Source organism: Bifidobacterium apis (genome assembly GCF_036986835.1).
GTDB classification, from domain to species: domain Bacteria; phylum Actinomycetota; class Actinomycetes; order Actinomycetales; family Bifidobacteriaceae; genus Bombiscardovia; species Bombiscardovia apis_A.
In genome coordinates this window covers 1-5504 of record NZ_BTXD01000005.1, presented here as the reverse complement: position 1 = coordinate 5504, position 5504 = coordinate 1, and the positions used below count along the sequence as shown (strand labels likewise).

The 5504-nt window shown below is 60.6% G+C and carries 3 rRNA genes; all 3 read right to left on the bottom strand.

Annotation, left to right across the window (positions count from 1 at the left end):
• Positions 1 to 8: 8 nt before the first annotated feature.
• Positions 9 to 125 (bottom strand): 5S ribosomal RNA (rrf, locus tag AACP62_RS08210).
• A 172-nt stretch (positions 126 to 297) separates the two neighbouring features.
• A 23S ribosomal RNA gene (locus tag AACP62_RS08205) occupies positions 298 to 3367 on the bottom strand.
• Positions 3368 to 3773: 406 nt separating this feature from the next.
• A 16S ribosomal RNA gene (locus tag AACP62_RS08200) occupies positions 3774 to 5298 on the bottom strand.
• Together the 16S, 23S and 5S rRNA genes form the textbook arrangement of a ribosomal RNA operon.
• Positions 5299 to 5504 lie beyond the last annotated feature (206 nt).

Genomic DNA, 5504 nt, shown 5'->3' with positions numbered 1-5504 from the left:
ACGTGTTGTGGCGGCGGTGTGCTACTCTCCCACACTCTTCCGGGTGCAGTACCATTGCCGTGCTGGGTCTTAGCTTCCGGGTTCGGAATGGGACCGGGCGTCTCCCCCAGGCCATGACCGCCGCGAATCTTCAATTTCATCCATCCCCTTCAGGCGAAGGGCATGGGGTCTTCTGGTGGTTCGGGGACCGGATGGTGGACGCGTGTTCCGTGTTCGATCGCCTGTGGCCTTCCGTGCATATTGCCGCAGGTCGTATCCGCAGTAGGGGTTGATGCCGCCACCCCTCCAGGGGTGGGTGTTGTGTTGTCCTCGACCATTAGTGCCGGTCGGCTCCGCCCCTTGCGGGGTGTCCACGTCCGGTCTATCGACCATGTGTTCTGCATGGGGTCTTCAGAAGCTTTAAGGCTTCATGGAATCCTTATCTTGGAGGGGGCTTCCCGCTTAGATGCTTTCAGCGGTTATCCCATCCGAACGTAGCCAACCGGCCGTGCCGCTGGCGCGACAACCGGCATACCAGAGGTTCGTCCACCCAGGTCCTCTCGTACTATGGGCAGGGCTCCTCAAGATTCCAACGAGCGCAGAGGATAGAGACCAAACTGTCTCACGACGTTCTGAACCCAGCTCGCGTGCCGCTTTAATCGGCGAACGGCCGAACCCTTGGGACCTGCTCCAGCCCCAGGATGCGACGAGCCGACATCGAGGTGCCAAACCATCCCGTCGATATGGACTCTTGGGGATGATCAGCCTGTTATCCCCGGGGTACCTTTTATCCGTTGAGCGATGCCGCGTCCGTACGCCGGCACCGGATCACTATCTCCGACTTTCGTCCCTGCTCGACCCGTCGGTCTCGCAGTCAAGCTCCCTTGTGCGATTGCACTCAACACCCGATTGCCAACCGGGCTGAGGGAACCCTTGGGCGCCTCCGTTACTCTTTGGGAGGCAACCGCCCCAGTTAAACTACCCGCCAGGCACTGTCCCTGGCCGGGATGACCGGCCGAGGTTAGAGGCCAGATGAGGACAGAGCGGTATTTCACATTACGGCTCCACGGATGCTGGCGCACCCGCTTCGAAGCCTCCCGCCTATGCTACACAGTCCGCACCTAACGCCAATACCAAGGTATAGTAAAGGTCCCGGGGTCTTTTCGTCCTTCTGCGCTTAACGAGCATCTTTACTCGTACTGCAATTTCGCCGAGCTCCTGGTCGAGACAGTGGGGAAGTCGTTACGCCATTCGTGCAGGTCGGAACTTACCCGACAAGGAATTTCGCTACCTTAGGATGGTTATAGTTACCACCGCCGTTTACCGGGGCTTGAATTCACCGCTGCCCCCTCCGAAGAGGGATGACGGATCCTCTTAACCTTCCGGCACCGGGCAGGCGTCAGTGCATATACAGCGACTTACGTCTTCGCATGCACCTGTGTTTTTGGTAAACAGTCGCTACCCCCTGGTCTGTGCCGCCCCAGCCGGCTCCGCGCGCGAAGCGCCTCACCGGCCGGGGCCTCCCTTATACCGAAGGCACGGGAGTGATTTGCCGAGTTCCTTGACCAGGATTCGCTCGATCGCTTTGGTATACTCTACCTGACCACCAGTGTCGGTTTGGGGTACGGGCGGCGCCAATCCTCACGCCGAAGCTTTTCTCGACGGAACGGCACACCGGATTCGGGGCACAAGACCCCCCATCATCACACCTCGCGCTCATGCCGGGCGGATTTGCCTGCCCGACGCGCCGCATGCTTGACCACGGATAACCACCACCGCGGCCCGGCTCCCGTTCCGTGTCACTCCTGCGCTACCCGCCACGCATCCACACGCCGGTCCCATGCCATCGGACGGTCCGAAGACCACCACCCGACACAGGTAAGGGCATGCTTCCACGTCTTGGATTGGACGGCTCGACGCCGGTAGGAGAATATCGACTCCTTCATCCATTCGACTACGCCTGTCGGCCTCGCCTTAGGACCCGACTCACCCGGGGACGACGAACGTGGCCCCGGAACCCTTGGTCATCCAGCGGACGGGATTCTCACCCGCCTCTCGCTACTCATGTCTGCATTCTCACTTCCACGCGGTCCACGGCCGGCTCACGCCGCCGCTTCACCCCACGCGGAACGCTCTCCTACCCAGCACAGCGAACTGCGCTGCCGCGTCTTCGGTGGCGTGCTTGAGCCCCGCTACATTATCGGCGCGGAACCACTAGACCAGTGAGCTGTTACGCACTCTTTCAAGGATGGCTGCTTCTGAGCCAACCTCCTGGCTGTCTATGCGACTCCACATCCTTTCCCACTTAGCACGCGCTTGGGGACCTTAGACGACGATCTGGGCTGTCTCCCTCTCGACGACGGAGCTTATCCCCCGCCGACTCACTGCCGCGATACACCTCACACGTATTCGGAGTTTGGCTGCTGTCGGTACCCGATACGGGCCCTCAAGCATCCAGTAGCTCTACCCCATGGAGGCACTCACGCGACGCTGCACCGAAATGCATTTCGGAGAGAACCAGCTATCACGGAATTTGATTGGCCTTTCACCCCTAGCCCCAGGTCATCGGCCCGGTTTTCAACCCAGGTCCGTTCGGTCCTCCACGCGGTCTTACCCGCGCTTCAACCTGCCCAGGGCTAGATCATCCCGCTTCGGGTCCAGGACACGCGACTGGAACGCCCTTATCGGACTCGCTTTCGCTACGGCTGCCCCACACGGGTTAGCCTCGCCACGCACCACTGACTCGCAGACTCATTTTTCGATAGGCACGCCGTCACCCCGAAGGGCTCCGACGGATTGTAGGCACACGGTTTCAGAAACTCTTTCACTCCCCTCCCGGGGTGCTTTTCACCTTTCCCTCACGGTACTCGTACGCTATCGGTCAGACAGGAATATTCAGGCTTACCCCACGGTCGGGGCCGATTCACACGGGATTCCACGAGTCCCGCGCTACTTGGGAACAAGAACCGGCAGGCGGCGCGCCTTCGGCTACGGGGCCATCACCCTCTACGGCCGGGAATTCAATCCCGTTCGCCTCACACGCCGCTTTATCACTGCCGCCGGGCCCGTCGGAGCCCGGACGCCAAGTCCCACAACACCCATGCCGCAACCCCCGACGGGTCTCACACGGCACCGGTTTGGCCATCATCCGCTTTCGCTCGCCACTACTCACGGAATATCCTTTCCTGCAGGTACTGAGATGTTTCACTTCCCTGCGTACCCCCCGCACGAATGCGGTGCCGGCCCATCACGGCCGGCGGGTTACCCCATTCGGACACCCTCGGATCAAAGCCCTGTCGGCGGCTCCCCGAGGCCTATCGCGGCCCCACGCGTCCTTCATCGGTCCTGTCTGCCAAGGCATCCACCATGCGCCCTTGCCGACAACACGACCACAGGCCATGCCACGACAACAACAACTGCGAACTGCCAGACGACAAATCATCACACTAAACGATCACAAAACGATCGACCCGAACCCACTTGAAAAAATAGGCTCGGACGAAACAATACAGCAGACAGCCGGCCAACAGCCGGCCATCCGCTCGCGTCCACTATCCAGTTCTCAAACCACCAGCACACCGACGGGACCCGCCACAGGGCAACACCCCATGAGGAACCCGACGGGCGACGGGAACACCACCCACCAGGGTGGCGGTCCGGGAACCCAACAGCGCATCCATGCCACAGCCTTCCGACCGTTCCACGCCAGCACGCCCACACCATCCGGCCAACCGGCCGGACCCGCAGGCACGACCCCCACACGACACGCGCAGGGGATTTCATAATCTCCGTAGAAAGGAGGTGATCCAGCCGCACCTTCCGGTACGGCTACCTTGTTACGACTTAGTCCCAATCGCGGACCTCACCTTAGACGGCTCCCCCCCTTGCGGGTTGGGCCACCGGCTTCGGGTGCTGCCCACTTTCATGACTTGACGGGCGGTGTGTACAAGGCCCGGGAACGCATTCACCGCGGCGTTGCTGATCCGCGATTACTAGCGACTCCGCCTTCACGGAGCCGGGTTGCAGGCTCCGATCCGAACTGAGACCGGTTTTCAGGGATCCGCTCCATGTCACCATGTCGCATCCCGTTGTACCGGCCATTGTAGCATGCGTGAAGCCCTGGACGTAAGGGGCATGATGATCTGACGTCATCCCCACCTTCCTCCGGGTTAACCCCGGCGGTCCCCCGTGAGTTCCCACCATGACGTGCTGGCAACACGAGGCGAGGGTTGCGCTCGTTGCGGGACTTGACCCAACATCTCACGACACGAGCTGACGACGACCATGCACCACCTGTGAACCGGCCCCGAAGGGAAGCCGCGTCTCCGCGGCCGTCCGGCACATGTCAAGCCCAGGTAAGGTTCTTCGCGTTGCATCGAATTAATCCGCATGCTCCGCCGCTTGTGCGGGCCCCCGTCAATTTCTTTGAGTTTTAGCCTTGCGGCCGTACTCCCCAGGCGGGATGCTTAACGCGTTAGCTCCGACACGGAACCCGTGGAACGGGCCCCACATCCAGCATCCACCGTTTACGGCGTGGACTACCAGGGTATCTAATCCTGTTCGCTCCCCACGCTTTCGCTCCTCAGCGTCAGTGACGGCCCAGAGACCTGCCTTCGCCATCGGTGTTCTTCCCGATATCTACACATTCCACCGTTACACCGGGAATTCCAGTCTCCCCTACCGCACTCCAGTCCGCCCGTACCCGGCGCCGATCCACCGTTAAGCGATGGACTTTCACACCAGACGCGACGAACCGCCTACGAGCTCTTTACGCCCAATAAATCCGGATAACGCTTGCACCCTACGTATTACCGCGGCTGCTGGCACGTAGTTAGCCGGTGCTTATTCGAAAGGTACACTCACTCTCGCTTGCTCCCAATCAAAAGCGGTTTACAACCCGAAGGCCGTCATCCCGCACGCGGCGTCGCTGCATCAGGCTTTCGCCCATTGTGCAATATTCCCCACTGCTGCCTCCCGTAGGAGTCTGGGCCGTATCTCAGTCCCAATGTGGCCGGTCGCCCTCTCAGGCCGGCTACCCGTCGAAGCCTTGGCAGGCCATCACCCCGCCAACAAGCTGATAGGACGCGACCCCATCCCATGCCGGTAAACCCTTTCCCACACCATCATGCGACAGTGCGGAGCATCCGGCATTACCACCCGTTTCCAGGAGCTATTCCGAAGCATGGGGCAGGTTGGTCACGCATTACTCACCCGTTCGCCACTCTCACCAGGCAGCAAGCTGCCCGGATCCCGTTCGACTTGCATGTGTTAAGCACGCCGCCAGCGTTCATCCTGAGCCAGAATCAAACCCTCCACAAAAAACCATGAAGAAGGCCGAAACAGCCCACATCAATAATTGACGGGCCGGCTTCCATAAGGAGGAAACCAACCCACGAAAAACCCCGACACCCCTCACAACGCTCCCACGTACCCGACAACAGCCGGGCGGGCATCGGACTGGCAATCAAAAAGCTATAAGTAGCACAAACACGCTCTTGAGTTCTCAAACCACCACCACACCAACA